The organism is Marinoscillum pacificum, from assembly GCF_024714495.1.
GTDB classification, from domain to species: Bacteria; Bacteroidota; Bacteroidia; order Cytophagales; family Cyclobacteriaceae; genus Marinoscillum; species Marinoscillum pacificum.
The window spans coordinates 482419-506051 of the sequence record NZ_JAMZMJ010000002.1 but is presented as its reverse complement, the minus strand read 5'-3'; the positions used below and the strand labels follow the sequence as shown (position 1 = coordinate 506051).

Annotated in this window: 14 protein-coding genes and 2 pseudogenes; 11 read left to right on the top strand and 5 right to left on the bottom strand. The window is 39.8% G+C overall.

Features of this window, described 5'->3' with window-relative positions; translation table 11 throughout:
• Positions 1-11 precede the first annotated feature (11 nt).
• The gene (locus tag NXS00_RS09055) at positions 12-1862 is read left to right on the top strand and encodes a TonB-dependent receptor plug domain-containing protein (protein ID WP_258098847.1); all 1851 of its coding nucleotides are present in this window, start codon (positions 12-14) and stop codon (positions 1860-1862) included.
• Entirely contained in the window at positions 1859-2905 is a 1047-nt protein-coding gene (locus NXS00_RS09050) for a DUF5074 domain-containing protein (protein ID WP_258098846.1), read from the top strand. Before NXS00_RS09055 ends, NXS00_RS09050 begins: the two co-directional genes overlap by 4 nt.
• Here NXS00_RS09050 and meaB read toward each other — a convergent pair.
• Positions 2898-3881, bottom strand: coding sequence for a methylmalonyl Co-A mutase-associated GTPase MeaB (meaB, locus tag NXS00_RS09045; protein WP_258098845.1), 984 nt, complete (start codon positions 3879-3881; stop codon positions 2898-2900). The two genes, NXS00_RS09050 and meaB, sit on opposite strands and share 8 nt — an antisense overlap.
• A 146-nt stretch (positions 3882-4027) precedes the next feature.
• Here meaB and NXS00_RS09040 point away from each other — a divergent pair, with 146 nt between their 5' ends.
• Entirely contained in the window at positions 4028-5278 is a 1251-nt protein-coding gene (locus tag NXS00_RS09040; RefSeq protein ID WP_258098844.1) for a CHASE2 domain-containing protein, read from the top strand.
• Between the two features lie 35 nt (positions 5279-5313).
• Positions 5314-6240 (top strand): hypothetical protein, encoded by a 927-nt coding sequence (locus NXS00_RS09035; RefSeq protein WP_258098843.1) that lies wholly within the window; start codon positions 5314-5316, stop codon positions 6238-6240.
• A gap of 90 nt (positions 6241-6330) precedes the next feature.
• Here the strand turns inward: NXS00_RS09035 and scpA are convergent.
• Both scpA and NXS00_RS26980 read right to left on the bottom strand, forming a co-directional pair.
• Positions 6331-8307, bottom strand: a pseudogene (gene scpA, locus NXS00_RS09030) (methylmalonyl-CoA mutase); the annotation flags it as partial.
• Positions 8308-8391: 84 nt separating this feature from the next.
• Positions 8392-8808: pseudogene (locus tag NXS00_RS26980) on the bottom strand (methylmalonyl-CoA mutase family protein); the annotation flags it as partial.
• Positions 8809-9576: 768 nt separating this feature from the next.
• Between NXS00_RS26980 and dnaA the strand changes: the two are divergent.
• Positions 9577-10983 (top strand): chromosomal replication initiator protein DnaA, encoded by a 1407-nt coding sequence (dnaA, locus tag NXS00_RS09025; RefSeq protein WP_258098842.1) that lies wholly within the window; start codon positions 9577-9579, stop codon positions 10981-10983.
• Here dnaA and NXS00_RS09020 read toward each other — a convergent pair.
• Complete coding sequence (locus NXS00_RS09020) at positions 10980-12437, bottom strand: trypsin-like peptidase domain-containing protein (protein WP_258098841.1); 1458 nt, start codon at positions 12435-12437, stop codon at positions 10980-10982. The genes dnaA and NXS00_RS09020 overlap by 4 nt on opposite strands.
• Before the next feature lie 170 nt (positions 12438-12607).
• On the opposite strand from NXS00_RS09020, the gene NXS00_RS09015 reads away from it, so the two are divergent.
• From NXS00_RS09015 to rseP, 3 genes are read left to right on the top strand one after another with little or no spacing between them, the layout of a single operon-like run.
• Positions 12608-14104 carry a GH3 auxin-responsive promoter family protein gene (locus NXS00_RS09015; protein WP_258098840.1) on the top strand — a complete coding sequence of 499 codons (1497 nt, stop codon included), beginning with the start codon at positions 12608-12610 and terminating at the stop codon, positions 14102-14104.
• A 33-nt stretch (positions 14105-14137) separates the two neighbouring features.
• Complete coding sequence (locus NXS00_RS09010) at positions 14138-15295, top strand: 1-deoxy-D-xylulose-5-phosphate reductoisomerase (RefSeq protein WP_258098839.1); 1158 nt, start codon at positions 14138-14140, stop codon at positions 15293-15295.
• 5 nt (positions 15296-15300) lie between these two features.
• Positions 15301-16617, top strand: coding sequence for an RIP metalloprotease RseP (gene rseP / locus NXS00_RS09005; RefSeq protein ID WP_258098838.1), 1317 nt, complete (start codon positions 15301-15303; stop codon positions 16615-16617).
• A 22-nt stretch (positions 16618-16639) separates the two neighbouring features.
• On the opposite strand, the gene NXS00_RS09000 is transcribed toward rseP, so the two are convergent.
• Positions 16640-18610: an OmpA family protein gene (locus NXS00_RS09000; RefSeq protein ID WP_258098837.1), complete on the bottom strand. Its 1971-nt coding sequence runs from the start codon at positions 18608-18610 to the stop codon at positions 16640-16642.
• A gap of 174 nt (positions 18611-18784) precedes the next feature.
• Here NXS00_RS09000 and lon point away from each other — a divergent pair, with 174 nt between their 5' ends.
• The 3 genes from lon to hslU are packed head-to-tail and all read left to right on the top strand — an operon-like array spanning position 18785 to position 23632.
• Complete coding sequence (gene lon, locus NXS00_RS08995; protein ID WP_258098836.1) at positions 18785-21253, top strand: endopeptidase La; 2469 nt, start codon at positions 18785-18787, stop codon at positions 21251-21253.
• Between the two features lie 3 nt (positions 21254-21256).
• On the top strand, positions 21257-22249 hold the full coding sequence (porQ, locus tag NXS00_RS08990) for a type IX secretion system protein PorQ (protein ID WP_258098835.1): 993 nt from the start codon (positions 21257-21259) through the stop codon (positions 22247-22249).
• Positions 22250-22252: 3 nt separating this feature from the next.
• Entirely contained in the window at positions 22253-23632 is a 1380-nt protein-coding gene (gene hslU / locus NXS00_RS08985) for an ATP-dependent protease ATPase subunit HslU (protein WP_258098834.1), read from the top strand.
• The last annotated feature ends 1 nt before the right edge of the window (position 23633 follow it).

Here is a 23633-nt window from a genome sequence, read left to right as displayed (position 1 = left end):
AGGTTTGATTCATGGTCTCGAGAATATGTGTGTATGTTGTTTTGTTGTCGCTGACACGCTTCGTGTTAGCTCAGGAAGATACCGTCCAGCTCGAGGCGATCACCGTATCCGCACTTCAGTTTGAGCGATTTACCACAGGGAGCCAGCTACAATCAATTAGCTTTGACGAAAGCTCATCTCTTGAGAAAGCTCTTTCTCAGCAAAGCAGCATTTATTTTAAGTCGTATGGCAATGGACAATTAGCTACGGTAGCTTTTCGAGGTACTTCTGCTAGCCAGACCAATGTCCTGTGGCATGGAATTCCTGCAAATTATCCCACGCTAGGGCAAATGGACTTTTCACAATGGCCAACATGGATGATGGATCAATTGCAACTAAGTCCTGGTGCCAATTCCTCTCTTTATGGAAGTGGAGCAATAGGAGGTTCCGTTTTAGTCGATTCTGATATTGCTCATCAGTCCGACAGGGCTTCACTTTTACTAGGATTAGGAAGTTTCGGTGAACTCAAGACGGGTATCAAAGCAACCTATGGTCAAGGTAGGTTCAAAGCACATACGAACCTTTATCGTTCCTTTTTACAGAATGACTTTCAATACGATTACAATGGTGAAACCCTTCGTCAGAACAATGCATCGTCATTGATGAAAGGCATCAAGCAGCAGTTTTCTTATTCAACTTTATATGGAACAAGTCTTTTCGCTGACTTTCAATATTTCGTAAATGATCGAGAGATACAACCGACCAAGAGTGCTCCAACTTCTCAAGACGAGTTGTTGACCAAAAATACTCGCTTGGCCTTCGGAGCAAATCAGGAATGGTCTAAAAGTAGCCTGAATGTTACTTTGGCGTATTTGCAAAACGATCAGGTCTACAATGAAACGGATCAAACGACAGGAAATCAATATTCTTCCTTAATCTCATATTGGTATCAGCTGAATGATCAATTGGAAATTCGGGTTGGGGGAAATACTAACCTATTTACTGCTTCCTCAGATAGTTATTCGGATAGATTTCATGATTTGCAGGCTGATGCTTTTACTTCTGTCAGTGCAAAGCCATTTCTTTCGTGGCAGTCGGTTCTTAATCTTCGTCAATCGTTTTATGCAGATCAGTCTCCATTTGTTCCTTCTTGGAGCAATCAGTTTGCTATTGTTCAAGGCGAGAAGGTTAAGCTTAGTTTCAATGAAAGTTTTGCCTTCGGGTTTCGATATCCTACACTAAATGACCGGCACTGGACACCTGGAGGTAATCCTGATTTGCAGCCTGAAAAGAGTAAAACCCTGGATGGTGAATTCGACCTGCAATTACCCGTTGTGTTGAATGGTGTTTCCATTAAGATAGGTGGATATCAAACATGGTCTGAAGATTGGATCGTCTGGTTGCCATCGGAAGCAGGATATTGGGTTCCGCAGAACTTTAGAGAAGTGGAGATCTCTGGATTAGAATCCTCGCTTGCAATTACAGGTGATCTTTTGGGTGTCTACACACTGAACGCTTCCTATACTTTTAATAGATCTGTTAACAAAACAGGTTCCAATTCAGGAAAATTACTCCCTTATACTCCAGAACATAATGCTCGAATCAGTTGGCAGCATCAAGTCAAAAAATATTTTAACTATAGCTTGAATTCCAATTTTACAGGAAAGCGATACACGACACTTGACAATACAGAAAGGTCATCGGTAGCTCCATTTTTTATTCTTGATTTTACATTGGGTCGAGAGTTTGAGCTACCACTTTTTGATATTTCAACTAATGCATCCATCAATAATCTGTTGGATGCCAATTATGAGAATTTAAACAATCGGGCCATGCCTGGTAGAAATTATCAGTTACAATTAATTATCAATTACAATCGATGAATACGTTTTTTAAATCACTTTTCTTTTTAGCGGTTATTTCAATTTTAGCTGCATGTGATGGCAATGATCCAGAGCCGGAAGTTGTGGGTCAGTTTGATGGAGGTGTTTTTGTTTCCAACGAAGGGAATTTTGGTGAGGGTGATGGCTCTTTAAGCTTTATCAGTAGCGAAGGTGAAGTAAGCAATGATTTATTCGCTAGTGTAAATGCGAAAGATCTAGGCGATGTAGTTCAGTCACTTCATATTTCTGGTGATTTGCTTTTTGCTGTGGTAAACAACTCCAATAAAATAGAGGTCGTAAGCCTATCTGATAGTTTAAAGAGTCAGTATACGATAGATGATGTAGCTCTTCCTAGATACATGGATTCTGATGAAGATAATGGGTATGTAACCGAATGGGTGAGTTTCACTGATCCTGGGCAAGTGACCATTTTTGATTTGGAATCGGGAAATATTTCAAAGTCAATAGAAGTAGGGTACGGTGCTGAAGGAGTGAAATTAGCAGGGGAGAAATTGTTCGTAGCAAATAATTTTGGAACCACAGTTAGTCTAATTGACCTAAATTCTGAGACAGTTACTGCTGATATTGAAGTGGGAACTTCACCTAAATTACTTGTAGTAGATGCTCAAGGTGATGTATGGGTGTCTTGTCAGGGGGGATATGACGAAAATTGGGCGCCAGCAAATGATGGAAAATTGGTTGAATTGGATGCAGCAACTGGTGATATTAAAACAACAGTAGAACTTGAGGCTAATTTCAATGGAAAGATTGATGTGAATGTAGATGGCACTAAGTTGTTTTATTCAGTAGGGCCAGCTATTTATTCTATCAATACATCAGGAACAGCTGATGCTCAGGAAATATATACATCTACTAGTCTGTTCTCTTATTATGGTTTGGCAGTAGGTCCAGATGACGTTCTTTATGTAACTGACGCTGCTGGATTTATCGAAGCGGGATCTGTATTAAAAATTTCAAGCGAAGGGTCATTAATCGGAACCTTCGATGTAGGTCGAGGACCAAACGGCTTTGCGTTTAACTAAATAACTGTGTGACTGCATGGCGGACTGATAGTTCGCCGGCAGTTACCTGTTTTTCCATTTCTTTGATGTTGTCGATTTTTTCTGGATTATGATAAAAGCTCTCTTCCAATTTTAATTTGATGAGCTCATGCATCCATTTTAAGTTTTGTCTTCTTCTGTTCTCTATTAAGAAGCGATTTCCAGAAAGTTTAGCTTCAAAATCACACATCATTTTCCAGATATTATCAATGCCTGTTTCTTCAACGGCCGAACACAGTTCTACAGGTACTATCCATCCACCTTCATGAGGAGGAAGTAAATGAAGAGCGTTCGTATAGTTCTTTTTCGCTCGTTTGGCTGAATTGATATTGTCACCATCGGCTTTATTGATCACCAAAGCATCAGCCATTTCCATAATGCCACGTTTTATTCCTTGAAGCTCATCACCACCACCAGCAAGCATTAGCAGTAGGAAGAAATCTACCATGTCTTTTACACTCGTTTCAGACTGTCCCACACCTACTGTTTCTACAATGATGACATCATATCCTGCAGCTTCACATAATAGTATAGTTTCTCGGGTCTTCTGAGCCACTCCTCCCAGCGAATTTCCAGATGGAGACGGTCTGATATACGCATTTGGATCCTTGGATAATCTGTTCATTCGAGTCTTGTCACCAAGAATACTTCCTCTGGTGATAGAACTACTGGGGTCAATAGATAGTACGGCCACTTTTTTTCCAATAGATGTGAGGTAAGATCCAAACGTGTCAATGAACGTGCTCTTACCTACTCCTGGAACACCTGTAATGCCTATTCGTATGCTCTTGCCGGTTTGTGGGATGATTTGATCCAATAAGTTCGCTGCTAACTTCTGGTCAAATGCTAATTTGCTCTCTATGACCGTGATAGCCCGACTAAGGATGATTCGGTTAGATTGATCGATACCTTTGGCCAGTTCGTCTAATGAGGGTCTGTTTATTGCTCGATCTTTCATTTTTTTATATGTATTTTGATTGAAAAATTGATTAATTTCAATAAAAAATTATATTTTACTTATATTGCATTTGATCTGTGGCCGAATGCTGGTTAATTGCGGGTAAAGTAAAATCTTTTTTAATCACCCGCTAACAGTTAAAAAGTATGTTTAGAAAGTTCTGGTTAGATGTAATATTCGGAACCATATTCATTTTCGGCTTGATGGGACTGTTCAACAGTTTCACAGCATTCAAGATCTTTGACGTATTTGACCCTATTGGTAATGCTTTTGGTGATATGGAGCTTACTGACATTGTGTTTTCACAACTTCGGGATGATCCTGTGGCAGATGATCGAGTAGTACTGGTCAACCTCAGCAACCTAAGTAGAGGTGAAATTGGGATGATGTTACAGATTATTGCTAAATACAATCCTGCATGTATCGGTATTGACTCCTTCTTTTACGATCCACATGAAGATGATCCAGAAGGTGATATGATGTTGATGTCTGGTCTTGAGAGTGTAGAAAACCTGATTTTGGCAGAAAAACTTCTGCTGGATGAGGAAGATCCGACCAATGATACGGTGGCTTATTCTTGGGAAGTATTTAATTCTTTTGCCAATCACAATGCTTTTGTGAATTTGGTGACGGATGCCGATACACAAGAAGAGTTGAAAATGTGTAGAACATTCATTCCTCAACAAGAAATCAATGGAGTGAATCATGTGGCATTTGCAGTTAAAATGGCAGAACAATATGATTCTTTAGCTGCAGCTGATTTTTTAGCAAGAAACAATCTTGAAGAAATTATCAACTACCGTGGCAATGTGCTTGATTATGGAGCTACCAAGTTTGGTAATAAATATTATGCACTGGATGTAGCTGATGTATTTGAAGAAAACTTCACTCCAGATATTATAGAGGACAAAGTAGTAATGTTTTGTTATTTAGGAAGATATCTGGGAGACAGAGAGTCTTTCGAAGATAAATTCTACACTCCATTAAATGAGATTTATATCGGTAGAGCATTTCCTGATATGTATGGTGGAGTTGTCCATGCCAATATCATATCAATGATCTTAAACAGGGATTATATCGATGATATGAGTGATGGAGCAGGCTATATTTTTGCGATTGTATTATGTTTTTTAAATGTGGCATTATTTTCGCTTATCTATCGCAAGATTCCAAAATGGTATGACGGGATCACCAAACTATTCCAGCTATTAGAGATTGGTGTTTTGACATATGGGGTCATATATATACTAGAGTTGTACAGCTTCAAAGCAGAAATCGGAGTAGCCCTGGCTGCAGTGGCCTTAGCAGGTGATTCTTTGGAGGTGTATTACGGAGTAGTAAAAAATTCATTTACCAAAGAGGGGCGAAAGTCTCTTTTTAAAGTTGATAAATTATAACTTTACAACACATTTTATACAAACGCTAAATGATTATGAGAAAGTTTATTTCTTATGCTTTTGTTGCTGGTATGATGCTAGTAAGCACTATCGTCACCGCTCAGGATTATGCTTTTAGAGTATTAGCAAACAAAGGTGAAAACCAAATTAAGAAAGCTGGTAGCGCTCAAGCTGAAACGCTAAAGACTGGTGCCAAGCTTAATTCAGGAGATGAGATCATTGCATCGGAAGGTGCATATATTGGTTTGATGCACAAGACTGGTAAAACCACTGAAATCAGAGGTGCCGGTACTAAAAAGGTGTCAGACATTGAGAAGAATATCAGTACTGGAAGTTCAAGTATCGCTAGCAGATACGCTCAATTCGTAATGAACAAAATGAACGAAGAAGAGGGTGGAAGCTACAGATCAAGAATGAATGCAACTGGAGCGGTTTCCAGAGCTACTGGTTCGGCAGCAATCAATGTGATGGCTCCATCACAAGCAGATCTTCTTGGTAGTACAGCTATCCTTAGATGGGATGCTCCAGAAGGTATGGAAGAAGGAGATCTTTACGTAGTGAAAATTGAGAACATCTTCAATGAAGAGATTTTCTCAAAAGAAACTGACAAAACTTCTATCGAACTTGATTTCTCTGATGAGGCATTAGCTTATGATATGGGCTTATACCTTGTTAAGATTCAAAAGAAAGGTGATGAAGAGATCTCTTCTGGTGAAATCGGAATCAAGAAAGTTAAGTCTGGTGACAAAGTTGAGGTTCAAGAAGGTCTTGCTAACTTGAAGAGCGAGGTTTCTGAGGATTCTCCGCTTAACAAAATCATCTACGCTTCTTTCTATGAAGAAAATGGTTTGATTCTAGATGCATTGACTAAGTATGAAGAAGCAATCAAAATGTCTCCAGATATCGAAGATTTTCAGGAGCTTTACGAAGGTTTCTTGATCAAAAATGGTCTTGCTGAGTAATTAGAAAAGTTCTTATAAAATATAAACCCTGACAGATTTGATTTGTCAGGGTTTTTTTATGCTCTTTGGCAAGTAGTCAAATGAGTTCTATTACAGCATATTGTCAAGAATCTCACTTGCTGCCTTGGAGATCACTGTTCCTGGGCCAAAGATGAATGATACACCAGCTTCTTTTAAGAATGGATAATCATTTTCAGGAATGATGCCTCCTGCTATTACCAGGATATCTTCTCTACCAATTTTTTTAAGTTCTTGTACCAATTCGGGCACCAAGGTTTTATGTCCTCCAGCCAGGGAAGATGCACCTACCATGTGAACATCATTTTCAGCTGCTTGTAGAGCTACTTCTTCTGGTGTTTGGAATAGTGGTCCCATATCTACGTCAAAGCCCAGATCAGCAAATGCTGTGGCAATTACTTTAGCTCCTCTGTCATGACCATCCTGACCCATTTTAGCGACAAGTATTCTTGGTCTTCGACCTTCCATTTCTTCAAACTTATCGGCCAGTTCTCTAGCGTTTTTGAAGTGTTCGTCTTGTTTGATTTCTGATGAATACACGCCTGATATTGTTTCGTTTTTTGCCTGGTATCTTCCGAATACCTCTTCCATAGCATTTGAGATTTCTCCTAAGGTTGCCCGTTCGCGTGCAGCATTTACGGCAAGTTCTAATAAGTTGCCAGTATTGTTCTTGCATGCTTCGGTAATCGCTTTTAGAGTTTGATCTACTGCTTCCTGATTTCTAGAGGCTTTGATTGATTCAAGTCTGGCTATTTGCTTGTTTCGTACTTCATTGTTATCAACTTCCAGTAGATCTATTTCGGTTTTTTCATCCGTGGCAAATCGATTGATACCTACTATTATTTCTTTTCCTGAATCAATTTTAGCCTGTTTTCTCGCCGCGGCTTCTTCGATTTTCATTTTCGGATAGCCAGATTCGATGGCCTTGGCCATACCGCCCATTTCTTCAACTTCCTGTATGATTTCCCAGGCTTCATTGATTAGATCGTTGGTCAATTTCTCCACCTCGTGAGATCCACCCCAAGGATCTACTACTTGTGTGATGTTAATTTCACTTTGCAGATACTTCTGAGTTTCTCTGGCGATGGCTGCAGAGTAATCTGTCGGTAAAGCGATGGCTTCATCTAGTGCATTGGTGTGCAAGGATTGCGTATGCCCAAATGCAGCGGCCAAAGCTTCAATAGCGGTTCTACCAACATTGTTGTATGGATCTTGAGCTGTTAAACTGTATCCTGATGTTTGGCTATGTGTTCTAAGTGCGAGTGATTTATCACTTTCCGGATTGAATTGATTGACCAATTTCGCCCATAGGATTCTTCCAGCTCGCATTTTGGCGATTTCAGTAAAGAAATTCATGCCTATTCCCCAGAAGAAAGAAAGTCTCGGAGCAAATGCATCGATTTTGATGCCTGCTTCCAGGCCTGTTTTGATGTATTCTACGCCATCCGCAAGGGTAAAAGCGAGCTCAATCGCAGCAGTAGCGCCTGCTTCATGCATGTGATAGCCACTGATACTGATAGAGTTGAATTTCGGCATTTTCTCTGAGGTATATCTGAAAATATCTGCGATGATTCGCATGGAAGGTTTAGGAGGGTAGATATACGTATTGCGCACCATGAACTCCTTGAGAATGTCATTCTGAATGGTTCCAGTCAATTTTTCTGGAGTTACTCCATGTTCTTCTGCGGCTACTATATAAAAGGCCATTACAGGAATTACCGCTCCATTCATGGTCATGGAGACTGACATTTCATCTAGTGGAATTTGATCAAACAAGATCTTCATATCCTCAACGGAATCAATAGCAACTCCCGCTTTACCCACATCTCCAGAAACTCGAGGGTGATCACTATCATAGCCCCGGTGCGTTGCCAAATCAAATGCCACAGAAAGTCCCTTTTGACCAGCTGCTAAATTGCGTCTATAAAATGCATTAGACTCTTCTGCTGTGGAGAAGCCTGCATATTGTCTGATAGTCCATGGTCTTACGGCATACATCGTTGCGTAGGGTCCACGCAGGAATGGGGGAACCCCAGCGGAATAGCCTAACTGAGAAAAATTAGGGCTTGGCGAAGTTTTTGCAATAGTAAAGGCTTCTTCAAAAGACTTATTTAATGTAAATACATCATCCAATTGTGTCCAAACTAAGCGAGCAAGCTGATCCGTAAGTGTGTCAATAAAGAAAGATCCGTTTGCTGCAGATTGAATGGTGCTCATCTTGGACTCATGACGAATCAGATTTCCGATATTTCTGCTGATGCGATGTGATCCTTTGGCTGCCCAGGAGGTTTCTCCTGGATTGAAGGTGATGCTGTCTACTCCACCAATAATGGCTGCAATACCAGAAGTAGTTTGTCTTAATAAGTGATTGCTCTCATCAGTTCCTTTTAATAAGGTGGCATGGATGGTGAAATCAAATACTTTTTTATGGAGTTTTTCAAGTCCTTTAGCTAAAAGCTTAATTGCTCGAATTTTGGATAATTCATGGAAGAAATCTGTTCCGATTTCCAACGAGATTGTCAATTTGGCCTTGGACTCGAAAAGATTCATCATGGCAAGAACTACTTGCTCGTTGATTTCACTGTTATCAATTTCAATCAATTCTCTAAACTGATCTCCAAAAGCAGTGCATCCTTTTCCAAAACCATCAATAGATTGGTTGATCGTTATCGGTACTCCAGAATTGTTGAAAGCCAATTGGCAATGTGCTGGTTCGATTCCGTCCAGTAACTCATCTATATTATAGGATGTTAAATCACCCTGAAATAAAATGCCTGAGCACCCATTCATCAATGCCTGTTTCGCATGCGCATTGGCTTCTTTTGTATTGACAACAATGACTCTTTCGTATTGAATCCACTCTGAAGAATCAGTTGGCTCTAGGATTTCGTTGATATAGTTAGTGGATATGGAATTGGACTCATCATAATAAGCTCCTAAATTGATGCCGTTTACGATTGACCATTGAAGCGCTTCTTTTGGAGATTTGCCTTTCAGTAATTTTGTGGCAGCGTTTTCCCACTCTTGGTAGGATGTTTTTGGGAATTCGTTAAAATTGGGGATGTTGTTTTTCATGATGGTCAAATTTATGAAATCACCAAGCCGTCTCACAGTAAATTTAGCTCTAAAAAATCTACTTGTATTTTTTCAAGAAAATTAGAGTTAAACCGTGCTTTTTTAGGCGGATAAAAGGATTATAAAAAGTCAAGAGCAAATGTCATTTTTTTCTTAAAAAATTTATCCACAATTTTGATGTCCCCCTAATCTGAAAGGGTATCTTTTTTGGTCTGTTTTCCAAAGTAAAAATTTAAATCGCCGATGCACGTAGAGACATGGGAAAAATGCCTCTTATTTATAAGAGAGCGCATTCCTGCTCAAAGTTTTTCAACCTGGTTTGAGCCAATTCAGCCTGTCAGACTTCATAATGAGGTGTTGACAATACAGGTTCCAAGTCAATTCTTTTACGAGTGGCTGGAGGAAAACTACGTGCATTTACTAAAGCAGGCAATCAAATCTCAAATCGGCGAAAATGGGAGATTGGAATATTCTGTTGTAGTAGATCGTGGTAATGACTCTGTGCAGCCAACAACGGTTAGCGTATCAGGAGGAAGCAATAATCACAATAAAAATCGTGTCAATGGATACGATGCCTACAAGAATCCAGACTTTTATCGTGAGTTAAAGAACAACTCAAATCTTAACTCTTCTTATAGATTCGATAATTTTATTGAAGGTGACTGCAACCGTTTAGCAAGATCAGCAGGTTTTGCCGTTGCACAGAAACCAGGCATTACTTCATTCAATCCGTTGATGTTTTACGGTGGAGTAGGCCTTGGGAAAACGCACCTTGTTCAGGCTATTGGTAATGAAATCATTTCAGCAGATAATACGAAAAAAATTATCTACGTTGCTTCTGAGAAGTTTACCAATCAATTCATTGATGCTCTAAGAAACAACAACCTTCAGGATTTCATCAACTACTATAAAGAAGTAGATGTCCTTATTCTGGATGATGTTCAGTTCCTAAGAGAGAAGGAAAAGACACAAGAAATTTTCTTCCATATTTTCAATCACTTACATCAAGGTGGTAAACAAATCATCATGACTTCTGATTGTGCTCCTAAAGATTTGAAAGGTCTTCAGGAAAGATTGGTGTCTAGATTCAAGTGGGGATTAACTGCCGATGTTCAGGCTCCTGATTTTGAAACAAGAATGGCAATCATCCAAACCAAGATGCAGGCTGATGGTATCAGTATTCCTGATGAGGTAGTTGAGTATATTGCTTATACAGTTGATACGAATATTCGAGAGCTAGAAGGTGTGGTAATCTCGCTTATCGCCCATGCTTCGCTTGCTAAGACCCAAATTGATTTGGAGTTGGCCAAGCAAATCTTGAAAAATATCGTTACTGATATCGATTCTGAGGTAGGTATTGACTACATCCAGAAAACCGTATCTGATTACTTCAAAGTAGAATTAGAGGATTTAAAAGCCAAGACTCGTAAGAAGGAGATTGTAATTGCTCGTCAGGTAGCCATGTATTTCTCTAAAGACTATACGAATCATAGCTTAAAGTCTATTGGATACCATTTTGGAGGAAGAGATCACTCTACTGTTATTCATGCAGTACAGTCTGTCAATGACATGATCGATACGAATGCTAAATTCCGATTTGCCATTGACGAACTAAAAAAGAAGCTGAAGATTAGAACTGCCGTAGCTTAAAAGCGGTACGGATAGTATACTTTTCTTCCTCTTTTGTCTATTCCTGCGATAATAACTCGTCCTTGAATTTTTTCTAGTATTTCAGCGAACTCTTTTGGGCTTTCGATGAGGGTGTTGTTAATATTGGTCACAATGAATCCTTCTGGAATTCCTAGTTCAGCAAACGGGCCTGTGCGTTTATAATCAATCACTTTGATTCCGTTTTTAATGCCCAGAAGGTCTCGTTCTACTTTAGATACATTCTCGAAACGAGCTCCGAGCCATTCTGAAGTGAATATCTCTCTTTTCAGGATGCCAGTACCGCCTTCTCTATTGGTTAAAGTGATTGACTTTTCGATCTGCTTGCCTTCACGCTCTACAGTTAGGTTGAGTTTGTCACCAGGATATAGATTTCCAATCATTTCTTCCAGATAAGCTTTGCTTTCTATTCGCTTGCCATTCACACTTCGAATGACATCTCCTTTTTCCAGGTTACTACTGGCTGCAGCTCCCTCACGCTGAACATTAGCCACTATCACACCATTGAGGTTTTGCAATTCCATACGGTCAGCCAACTCACTATTGATGTCAACGAACTCAGCTCCGGTGAATGCTTTTTGTACTTCTCCATATCGTTTGATGTCCTCATAAACTTTCTTGACGATGTTTGATGGTACTGAAAATCCATATCCTGCATAGGTGCCAGTTCTAGAAAGAATGGCTGTGTTGATACCAACAAGTTCACCTTGAGTGTTAACTAGCGCGCCTCCACTATTTCCAGGGTTGATGGCAGCATCAGTTTGGATGAAAGATTCTATTGGGAATTTGTCTTTTAAGATGTTGATGTTACGCCCTTTGGCACTAACAATTCCAGCAGTAACCGTAGATGTTAAATTGAATGGGTTTCCTACAGCAAGTACCCATTCTCCTACATTCAAGTCATCTGAATTACCAAATGCAATGGGAGGGAGATCTGAAACATTCACTTTAATAACTGCTAAATCAGTACTAGGATCGGTGCCTACCAACTCCGCATCATAAGTTCTTTTGCCATGTACCACTTGAATTCGATCAGCATCATCAATCACGTGATTGTTGGTGACGATGTATCCATCTTTCGATAGAATTACACCGGAACCACTTCCAATCTGTTGAGAGTTTCTTGGTTCGAAAAACCAATCTAACCAACTCCCTGTTCTGTATTCGTACTCATTGAGTGTTTGGATAAACACTACACTCGATTGGCTTTTATTGGATGCCAAAACAAAATCCTCGCTATTATCTGGAAGATAAGTTCTCGCGCTCGTCAATTGCGGGGTAAACCCAGCAATAGCTTCGTCGCTCTGACTAGTGTTTGTAAATTCTGTTTTCGGTGTTTCTTGATTGTTCTTTAATAAATGAACAGTGATTATGCTCCCACCAATAGCGGAGAATATGCTTGATAATGCGACAATATAGATGTATGACTTTTTCATTTGTATAAACGTTAAGAAACTCTAATTCCTTAATTACACTCATATATATGTGAATTCCGTAAAAATGTTATGTTAAATGATGCTAAAATTTTAATCTGTCAATTACCATTTTGTGTTTGTTAGGAATTAGAAAGGGCATTATGTTATTTTGAGCTACAGTAATTTTCACTATGGGATTCAGATCTGTATTAAGTAAGCCATTTGCGGCCTATATCAATGGACAAACCAAGAAATGGTCTTCCAATCCAGGGCTCTATCAGCAGAAGATTTTTCACGAGATAGTATCGAGTGCATCCAATACTCAGTTTGGAAAGGATCATGGTTTTGGAGATATCAAATCTCATGATGATTTTAAAAAGCACGTGCCGGTACAGGATTATGAAGGCTTGAAGCCTTATGTGCAGCAGGTGCTGGAAGGTAAGAGCGATGTGTTGTGGCCAGGTAAGCCAACTTACTTTGCGAAAACCTCAGGGACTACAAGTGGCACCAAATACATTCCTATTACTAAGGAGTCCATTCCCAATCACATCAATTCGGCAAGAAATGCACTTTTATCGTATGTGCATGAAACAGGCAAGGGGATGTTTTTGGATGGTAAACTGATCTTCTTGTCAGGAGCACCAACACTGGATCAAAAAGCTGGGATTCATACTGGAAGACTTTCAGGAATTGTGAATCATCACGTGCCAGGATACCTGCGCACCAATCAAATGCCTAGTTACGAGACCAATTGCATTGAGGATTGGGAGCAAAAGGTAGATACGATTGTTGAGGAGACCTATAATCAAAACATGACACTCATTTCAGGTATTCCGCCATGGGTGCAGATGTATTTTGATCGATTAAAAGAGAAAACTGGGAAGTCTATCAAGGACATCTTTCCCAACTTTGAAATGTTCGTTTATGGTGGAGTGAATTTTGAGCCCTACCGAGCGAAGTTGTTTGAGACAATCGGAAAGGTGATTCCTTCCATAGAGACTTATCCTGCTTCAGAAGGTTTTATTGCTTATCAGGACACTCAAACAGAGCCAGGATTGTTGCTTTTAGCCAACTCTGGAATCTTTTTTGAGTTTATTCCTGCCGATGAGTACTTCAATGAAAATCCTTCTCGATTATCTATTGAGGAAGTGGAGTTAGGAGTTAATTATGCTTTGGTGATCAATAGTAACGCCGGCTTGTGGGGATATTCTATCGGAGATACTGTTAAGTTTGTCAGTAAGGATCCTTATCGATTATTGGTAACCGGTAGAATCAAGCATTTTATCTCTGCCTTTGGCGAGCACGTGATAGGTGAAGAGGTGGAGCAGGCTATGAAAGCAACTTGTGAGAAGTTTCCAGAAACCGAATTAGTAGAGTTTACTGTGGCGCCAAATGTTACTCCGAAAGAAGGACTTCCATTGCATGAATGGTATGTTTCTTTTGCTTCAGAACCGTCAGATATATCGGCATTCGAAAAAGAATTAGATTTGCAGCTTCGCAAACGCAACACGTACTATGATGATCTCATTACGGGCTCTATTCTGAGACCTCTGGGAATTATCAAATTGCGCAATGATGCGTTTATCGAGTATATGAAATCAATTGGCAAACTAGGAGGACAAAATAAAGTTCCTAGACTATCTAACGATCGTAAAATTGCTGATGAGATCATTAAATTCAAGCTATGATATTAACACAGATTACCAATTTCAGAGGATTTAATGGATAAAGTGAAGCATATAGCCATTCTTGGCTCCACTGGCTCCATAGGGACCCAAGCTCTGGATGTGGTAGAGAGACATCCAGATCATTTTACTGTTGAAGTACTCACAGCTCAAAATAATTGGGAGTTACTAGTACAACAAGCCATCCAGTTCAAGCCAAACACTGTGGTTATCACCAACGAAGATCATTACGATAAGGTGTTTGATGCTTTGGATAGTCGTGACATCAAAGTGTATGCTGGAGACAGTGCACTGAGTCATGTAGTACAGATGGAAGATGTTAATGTAGTGCTGACCGCTTTGGTTGGATACTCAGGACTAGTTCCAACAGTAAAAGCCATAGAAAGTGGTAAGGATATTGCTTTGGCTAACAAGGAGACACTTGTAGTTGCTGGTGAGCTGGTGACTAAACTAGCCATGGAGCATAAAAGCAATATTCTCCCGGTCGACTCTGAGCATTCTGCGATTTTCCAATGTATAGTTGGGGAGTATCAAAATCCAATTGAAAAGCTGATTTTAACAGCTTCTGGAGGACCATTCAGGGGAAGAAAACGCGAAGAATTACTTCAGATAACTAAAGAACAAGCACTTAAACACCCTAATTGGGATATGGGAGCTAAAATCACCATAGACTCAGCAACTTTGATGAATAAAGGGCTGGAAGTGATTGAAGCCAAGTGGTTGTTCGGAACAGGTTTAGATCAAATTGAAGTAGTAGTACATCCACAAAGTATCATCCATAGCATGGTGCAGTTTGAGGATGGATCTATAAAAGCGCAACTCGGATTGCCGGATATGCGTTTGCCAATACAGTATGCGCTGACATTCCCGGATAGATTCAAGGCAGATTATCCTAGGTTTGATTTTGCCCAATATCCCCAGCTTACTTTCGAAAAGCCAGATACTGAGACATTTCGTAATTTACAGCTCGCTTATGACGCTTTAGGAAAAGGAGGTAATCATCCTTGTATTCTAAATGCAGCCAATGAAATTGCTGTAAGTGAATTTTTGAAAGATAAGATTGGTTTTTTAGAAATATCAGACGTCATTGCAGATTGCTTGGCGAAGGTTTCGTTTGTGAAACAGCCAAGTCTGGAAGACTTTATTAATACCGATAAGGAAACAAGAATTAAAGCATTAGAATTAATTAAATAGAATAAATGGAAGGATTGATTATGACCGCCCAACTGTTGTTGGGATTATCAATTTTAGTAGGGCTGCATGAATTGGGGCACTTATTAGCTGCCAAGGCTTTTGGAATGAGAGTGGAGAAATATTCTATTGGATTCCCTCCAAAAATTTGGGGTAAGCAAATTGGCGAAACAGAATACTCTATTGGAGCTATTCCTTTAGGTGGTTTTGTGAAAATCACTGGAATGATCGATGAGTCATTGGATACCAAAACACTTAGTGCAGAACCTGAACCTTGGGAGTTTAGAGCCAAGCCTGCATGGCAACGATTGATTGTAATGCTGGGAGGCATTATTGTTAATGTGATCACCGGTGTGTTCATTTTTATTCTTATCGTTTATTCTAGAGGTGAAAACTTCATCACCAAGCAAGAATTAAATAAACACGGTATTGTGGCTTATGATTTGGCACAACAACTTGGTCTTCAGACCGGTGATAAGATGATCAATGTCAATGGTAAGGATTTTGAAAAGTTGATGGATCTTAGAAGCCCGGAAGTTTTGTTAGGAACTGATGGATACTATACCGTAGAGCGTGATGGACAGCAACTAAGAGTTGATATTCCTAATGATATTATGGATAAACTGTCTGACAAGAACGTTGATTTCTTTAGCGTGAGAATGCCTTTCATTGTTGGGCAGATTCAAAAGGAAAGCAATGCTGAAAAAGGTGGTTTACAGCAAGGGGATAAGTTTATCTCACTAAACGATCAGAAGATTCAGTATTTTGATCAATTCAGTGCTGTTTTGGATGACATGTCAGGAAAAAGTATATCTGCCGTTGTTCTAAGAGATGGTGTTGAGAAAGAACTGAATCTGGATGTGACTGAAGAAGGCACCTTAGGTTTTGGTGTGGTACAGGATACCTCCATGTTGGCTTTGTCACATAGAGATTTCACACTGGGCGAATCTTTAGGTGCTGGTACTGCTCAGGCATTCAACGTGGTATTTTTGAACATCAAGGCGTTCGGTAAGATGTTCTCAGGAGACGTTTCTCCTTCTAAATCTTTATCTGGTCCAATTGGAATAGCTCAGTTCTTCGGAGGTGAGTGGGATTGGGCAAACTTCTGGAGAATTACAGGATTGCTTTCGATGGTATTGGCTTTCATGAATTTGTTGCCGATTCCAGCACTTGATGGAGGTCACGTAATGTTCTTGACCTGGGAGATTGTAACTGGCAGAAAGCCAAGTGATAAATTCCTTGAAAATGCTCAGAAAGTAGGGATGGTTCTACTTTTAGGTTTGATGACCTATGCTATCTTCAACGACGTTTATAAGTTATTTTAAGATATGAAATGGAGAGGAAGGATTAATTTTCTTCCTCTTCTTCTTGATTTCCCTCACGGAATATTTCGAATTCCACTCGGCGATTGATCGCCTTAGCTTCCTCTGAATTTTCTTCAATAATAGGCTTGGAACTTCCGTAACCTTCCCAGCTTACTCTGTCAGGAGCTACACCTGCAAACTCAACAACATAGTCTCGAATATTTCTAGCACGATCTTTAGATAACTGAAGGTTGAAATCCTCTGATCCGTAGCTGTCTGTGTGTCCAGAGATTTTTAGTTTAAAGTCCGGATTATCATAGAGGAAGTTGATGATTTTGTTGAGGTCACCATACATCTCCTGTTTAAGGGATGACTTTCCATTGTCAAACTCTATGGATTCAAACTTCACACGACTTGCCAAGGGCTCAGTAACCTTCTTGAGCTCCATGTTGCCATCCAAAAAGAAAGCATCTTCTATTCTAAAGAAATCATCTCCTTGTATGACCAATAGGTAGTTGCGTTGATCTATTAAATCAAACTCGAAACTACCATCATCCCTTAAGTATTTAGGAGCCACTTCAATTCCTTCATCTAAATCGATAATAGACACGATTCCTTTAAATGGCTTTCCTGTAATTGAATCGGTTAACGATCCAGTTACCCTGGTTGTAGCCAATGGCTGAGCAGACATTGGAAGTGGAAAAGAGTAAATGTCTTGTTTGTTCAGGTCACGAGATGTAGATCTCGCATAGAACAACAACTCACTTTTGTTGTCAATCGTGAAGTAATACTCACTGCCACGTCCATTTACCAAAGGGCCTATATTGATTGGCTCAGACCAGTTATTATTGATCAAGTGAGACTTGAAAATGTCATATTCTCCAAAATTGTATAACTGACCATTCGACCCGAAGTACAGTACGTCATAAATGGGATGATAGAATGGGCTGACATCATTGTTTCTGGTATTGATCACCGGACCCATGTTCTGAGCTTTTGACCACAATCCGTTTTTGTCTTTGTAAGTGAAATAGATGTCAGATAATCCAAACCCACCAAGCCTATCAGATGCGAAGTACAGTGTGTCCTCGGTATGAGATAGCGAAGGGTGTGAATCCCAGCTAACACTATTAACTCTAGAACCTAAATTTTTCACTTCGCCCCAGGTACTGTCTTGTTGAAGTTTAGCAGAGAACAAATCACAATCCCCATAGCAATCTGAGCAATCACATCTGGAGAAATAAATGGTTTGCCCGTCTCGAGTTAAAACCGCTGAGCCTTCTTTATATCTCGAATTCAATTGTGTCAGTTCTTCAGCAGTGGTCCAGTTTCCATAGTCATCTTTGATACTGAAGAATAGATCCTCACTAAATGTTCGTTTGATGCTAATTTCCGTCTCATTCCGTTGAGAGGTGAATATCAAAACATTGTTTTGTACGTTCAGAGAAGGTGCGTAATCTGCTTTATTGCTGTTGATTTCCTTGCCCATGTTGAGGAGTATTCCTCTTGGAGGTCTCAGGGTATCTATTAGTTTTCTGTACTCAACTAACTCGTAGTAATAATCCAGAGGGACGTACAAATCAGCTTCTTGTTTATTTAGTGAGTCATAGTACAATTCAATTTCTTGAATATTAATACCTGTATAGTGATGGCGAAGTACTAACCGATACAAATGCTTAGCCTCCTCCGGATCTCCGAATAGCTCTGTTAGTTTTGCTAATCTCCAAATGAGTCGAGTGTCTTTGTAGAAGTTTTGAATACCAAAATTTGCCACATAGTCTTTTAAGACTTCAAACAGCTTTTCCCAATCCTTGGCCTCTTCTAGTTTTCGGATTTGTTTCAACTTGTCTGCATCATAAAAATCAGCTTTCTGATTGATGTTTTTGAAGTTGTAAATATTGAGGATGACATTTTCAGGCAGAGAGTCGGTGCTTATTTTTTTGGTGGCGATTCTCTGTGCAGTTGAAGGCTGCAAAATGTAGGCAATACATATGATGGCTAAAAATATTCGCATTCAGGCTCGATCTTAAAACATGTCTAACAGACAGTTTCTTTCAAATCTGGTTAAAGATAATACCATTTATGGCACAGTCGCTAATTTGGCACAGGTATTGACCATTATATGATCAATCTTTTGTAAGTTGAATTAAATGGCAAAGTCTGCCATATTGACACGATATATAACTTTATGTTTGAAGATAATTCCAATGAGCCTATCATATTGACAGATTACCTGGATGATGAGTCAGGAGAACTGATTCAGTTGGTATCTGAAGATGATGAGGGTCCTTTAAGTGATGAAAACCTACCTGACGAATTACCGATTCTACCTATCAAGAATACGGTATTGTTCCCGGGAGTAGTAATTCCAATCACGGTAAGCCGAAATAAGTCCATTAAGTTGGTGAAGAAGGCTTATAAAGGTGATCGCATCATCGGGGTAGTAGCTCAGAAAAATCATAAAAAGGAAGAGGCATCATTTAATGATCTGTATGAGATCGGTACAGTTGCCAAAATCTTAAAAATGTTGGTTTTACCAGATGGTAACACCACTATCATAATTCAGGGGCGTCAGCGTTTTCAATTAGTAGAAGCACTTCAGGAAGAACCATTCCTCAAAGCTTCTTACACGGTTATTGAAGAGGAAGAAGATATTACTGAAGATGAAATGAAAGCCATCACTAGCTCTTTGAAAGAAGCTGCTTATAAAGTGATGAAACTAAATCCAGAGATTCCTAAAGAAGCTCAGGTAGCATTGGAAAATATCCAGAGCTACACTTTCCTGACTCATTTTCTTTCTAGTAATGTCAATGCAGATGTTTCAGATAAGCAAAAGCTTCTAGAGTCTAATAACCCTAAAGCCAGGGCAGAGTTGCTACTGAAGTTCATGCTGAAGGATATCCAAATGCTAGAATTGAAGCAGGAGATAGCTAGTAAGGTGCACTCGGATATAGATCAGCAGCAGAAGGAGTATTTTTTGCGTCAGCAAATGAAAGTGCTTCAAGACGAGCTTGGTCAGGATGGTCCAGATCAGGAAATCAATGCGCTGAGACAAAAAGCAAAGGATAAAAAATGGCCCGACGAAGTGAAAAAACACTTCGCTAAGGAATTAGATAAGATTGGTCGAATGAATCCTGCTGCCGCAGAATATCCTGTTGCGATGAGTTATGCCGAATTGTTGGTGGATTTACCATGGGATGAAGGAACTGAAGATAACTTCGACTTAAAGCATGCTCGTAAGGTATTGGATAGAGATCACTTTGGACTTGAAAAAGTTAAAGAAAGAATCTTAGAATATTTGGCAGTAAGAAAGCTGAAGAATGACCTGAAAGGTCCTATTCTTTGCCTTTATGGACCTCCAGGTGTTGGTAAAACATCTTTAGGGAAGTCAATTGCCGACGCACTAGGTAGAAAATACGTGCGTATGGCGTTAGGTGGTGTTCATGATGAAGCAGAAATCCGTGGACATAGAAAGACCTACATCGGAGCGATGCCTGGTAAGATCATTCAAAACATCAACAAGTCTAAAAGCTCAAACCCAGTTTTCATCCTCGATGAGATCGATAAAGTAAGTTCAGACTTTAGAGGGGATCCATCCAGTGCATTACTTGAGGTTTTGGATCCAGAGCAGAACAGTACTTTTAAGGATAATTACCTGGAAGTGGATTATGACTTGTCAAAAGTCTTGTTTATCGCCACTGCGAACTCATTAGAGTCTATACAGCCTCCATTGAGAGATCGTATGGAGATCATTGATATCACTGGATATACGCTGGAGGAGAAAGTTGAAATTGCTAAAAAGCACTTGATTCCAAAGCAGCGAGAAGAGCACGGATTGAAAGCAAAAGACGTTGCTTTTGATAAATCAGCAATCGTAAAACTAGTAAACGATTATACACGTGAATCAGGAGTAAGAAATCTGGAAAGAAAGGTAGCGTCAGTCATTCGTAACATCGCTAAATCCATAGCAATGGAAGAGGAGTATGATGCGAAAATCACAGAGGATCAAGTTAGAAAAATCCTGGGAGCTGAAGTCTTTGATAAAGAAGCCTACGAGGATAACAAAATGCCTGGTGTAGTAACAGGTCTGGCATGGACCCCTTCCGGAGGGGATATTTTGTTTATTGAAACTAGTCTGAGTAGAGGAAAAGGTAAATTAACCTTATCCGGTCAGCTTGGTGATGTGATGAAAGAGTCTGCAATGACTGCCTTGTCATATTTAAAGACACATGCGGATTCTCTAGGTATAGATTATCGTGTTTTTGAGCATTATGATTTGCATGTGCACGTACCCGCAGGAGCCATTCCAAAAGATGGACCAAGTGCAGGGATAACCATGCTTACTTCGTTGGCTTCCGTCTACACGCAGCGATTGGTGAAGAAAAAGCTAGCGATGACTGGTGAGATTACCTTGAGAGGCAAAGTGTTGCCTGTAGGTGGTATCAAAGAGAAGATTTTGGCGGCTAGAAGAGCAGGTATCAAAGAAATCATCATGTGCGAGCGAAATAAAAAGGACCTTGAAGAAGTTAATGAGAAGTACATCAAAGGTTTAGAGATACATTTCGTAAGCACAGTTGAGGATGTATTGGAAATTGCATTACTCAACCAAAAGGCCAAAGAGCCGATGGAATTTATCTTGCCAGAATCAGGTAAATAATATTTGAGAATACTTAGCATCATATTCGTACTGCTGAGCTTGTCAGTGCAGGCTCAGTTTAACACTTACCAAAGCGTCAATACTCCGTTTGGAGGTAGAAATGCTGCTTTGGGTGGAAAAGTTGTGAGTCTTGGAGATGGTGATGTGATGCAGTTTACTGATAATCCATCTGTTTTGGATTCAGTTGCCACTGGTGCTGTCGGCTTGAGTTATAGTCCGTTTTTTTCGGGGATATTTGGATTTCAGGGAGCTTACAGTCATCAGTTTGATCGGATTGGTAATATGTCTTTTGCTATCTCCTATCTGGACTATGGGGACTTTACCCAAACTGCAGATAATGGAGATGTAGAAGGCGAGTTTTCGGCAAATGATCTCATGATTGCCGTAGGAAAGAGTCACTCTGTAGGGAGTTTTTCGCTCGGAGTGAATCTCAAATATGCGCAAAGTGGCATTTCAAGCTACGGTTCTTCGATGATATTGGGAGATTTAGGTGGAGTATATCGTGCACCAAATCTGGACTGGACAATCGGATTGGTTTTGAGAAACTTTGGTTTCGTATTTAATCAATACACCGCAGCTAATTTGTCTGTGCCATTTGACGTAGTGATTGGAACTTCCATTAAACCGGAACATATGCCGTTTAGATTCTCAATTACAGGATATAATCTGGTGGAGCAGGATGTTTACTTTCAAGAATCGAACGATGTAAGTACTTCGAAATCAGTAGAAATTGCTGATCGATTCTTAAGACACATTACTGTAGGTACTGAACTGATTATTAGTGAAGGGCTGCAATTCTTGTTGGGATATAATCATTTGCGAAGACAAGAGCTAAAGGTGAATGATAATGGTTATGGTGCTGGATTTAGTTTTGGTTTAAAGCTGGCCATAAAACAATTTCAACTTCGGTATACTCATGCAACTTATCATGCAGCTGGAGGAACCGACTATTTTACGTTACAAACGAACATTAATTCCTTTAAAAAGGTATTATAACATATGAACAAGAATTTAACACCAAGGCAAATAGTTGCCGAGTTGGATAAATATATCATTGGTCAAAAAGACGCCAAGAGAAACGTTGCCATTGCACTCCGAAACCGCTGGAGACGCATGAATGTGAAGTCTGAAATTCAAGGAGAAATTGTGCCGAACAATATCTTGATGATTGGTGCTACTGGTGTTGGTAAGACAGAGATTGCTAGAAGATTGGCTTATTTGGCAGATGCTCCTTTCACTAAAGTGGAGGCTTCTAAATTCACTGAAGTTGGATACGTGGGTAGAGATGTGGAAAGCATGATCCGTGACCTGGTAGAACAAGCTGTGGATATGGTGAAAACTACCAAGAAGAAAGAGGTTGAGGAGAAGGCAAAGGATATTGTAGAAGGAATCATTTTGGATGCCTTGATTCCACCACTAAAAGGTACCCCAACTCCACACGCGTCTGGAATGGGTAAAGACCAACCTGAAGATGAGCGTGAGCTGAATGAAAAAACTCGTGAGCGATTCCGTGAAAAGATCCGTGATGGAGAGATGGATGAGCGTAAAATCGAGATAGATGTCAAACAAAATGCTAGTCCCGGCATGGGAATGATAGGTGGAGGTATGGACGAGGCTTCCATGATCAATCTACAAGAGATGCTGGGCAACATGATGCCGAAGAAAACTAAGAAACGTAAGGTTACAATCGCTGAGGCGAGAAAAATTCTTCTTGAAGAGGAGTCTTCTAAACTCATTGATATGGATGAGGTGAAAGAAGAGGCTCTTAGGAAGGCTGAAAATACAGGGATCGTTTTTATCGATGAAGTAGATAAAATCGCAGGAAATGCACGTGGTGGCCAGGGTGGCCCAGATGTGAGTAGAGAAGGAGTGCAGCGTGATATGCTGCCAATTGTTGAAGGGAGTTCTGTGAATACAAAATATGGTATTGTTCATACAGATCATATCCTTTTTATAGCTGCAGGTGCTTTCCACTTTAGTAAGCCGTCTGATTTGATTCCTGAGTTACAGGGTAGATTCCCAATTAGAGTAGAGCTGGATAATTTGACTAAAGAAGACTTCTTGAGTATTCTGAAGGAGCCAAAAAATGCTTTGACTAAGCAATACATTGCTTTGATTAATGCTGAGGATGTTGAGTTGACATTTCAGGATGATGCACTAGAAAGATTAGCGGAAATCGCCTTCCAAATCAACGAGGAGGTTGAGAATATTGGTGCCAGAAGGCTTCATACGGTTATGAGTAAATTACTCAATGATATCTTGTTTGAAATACCTGATACAATAGGGCCAAATGCACGCATCGTGGTAGATAGTGCTTTGGTTGAAGAGAAATTGAGTGGACTGGTCAAGAATAAGGACCTGAGTCAATACATACTTTAAG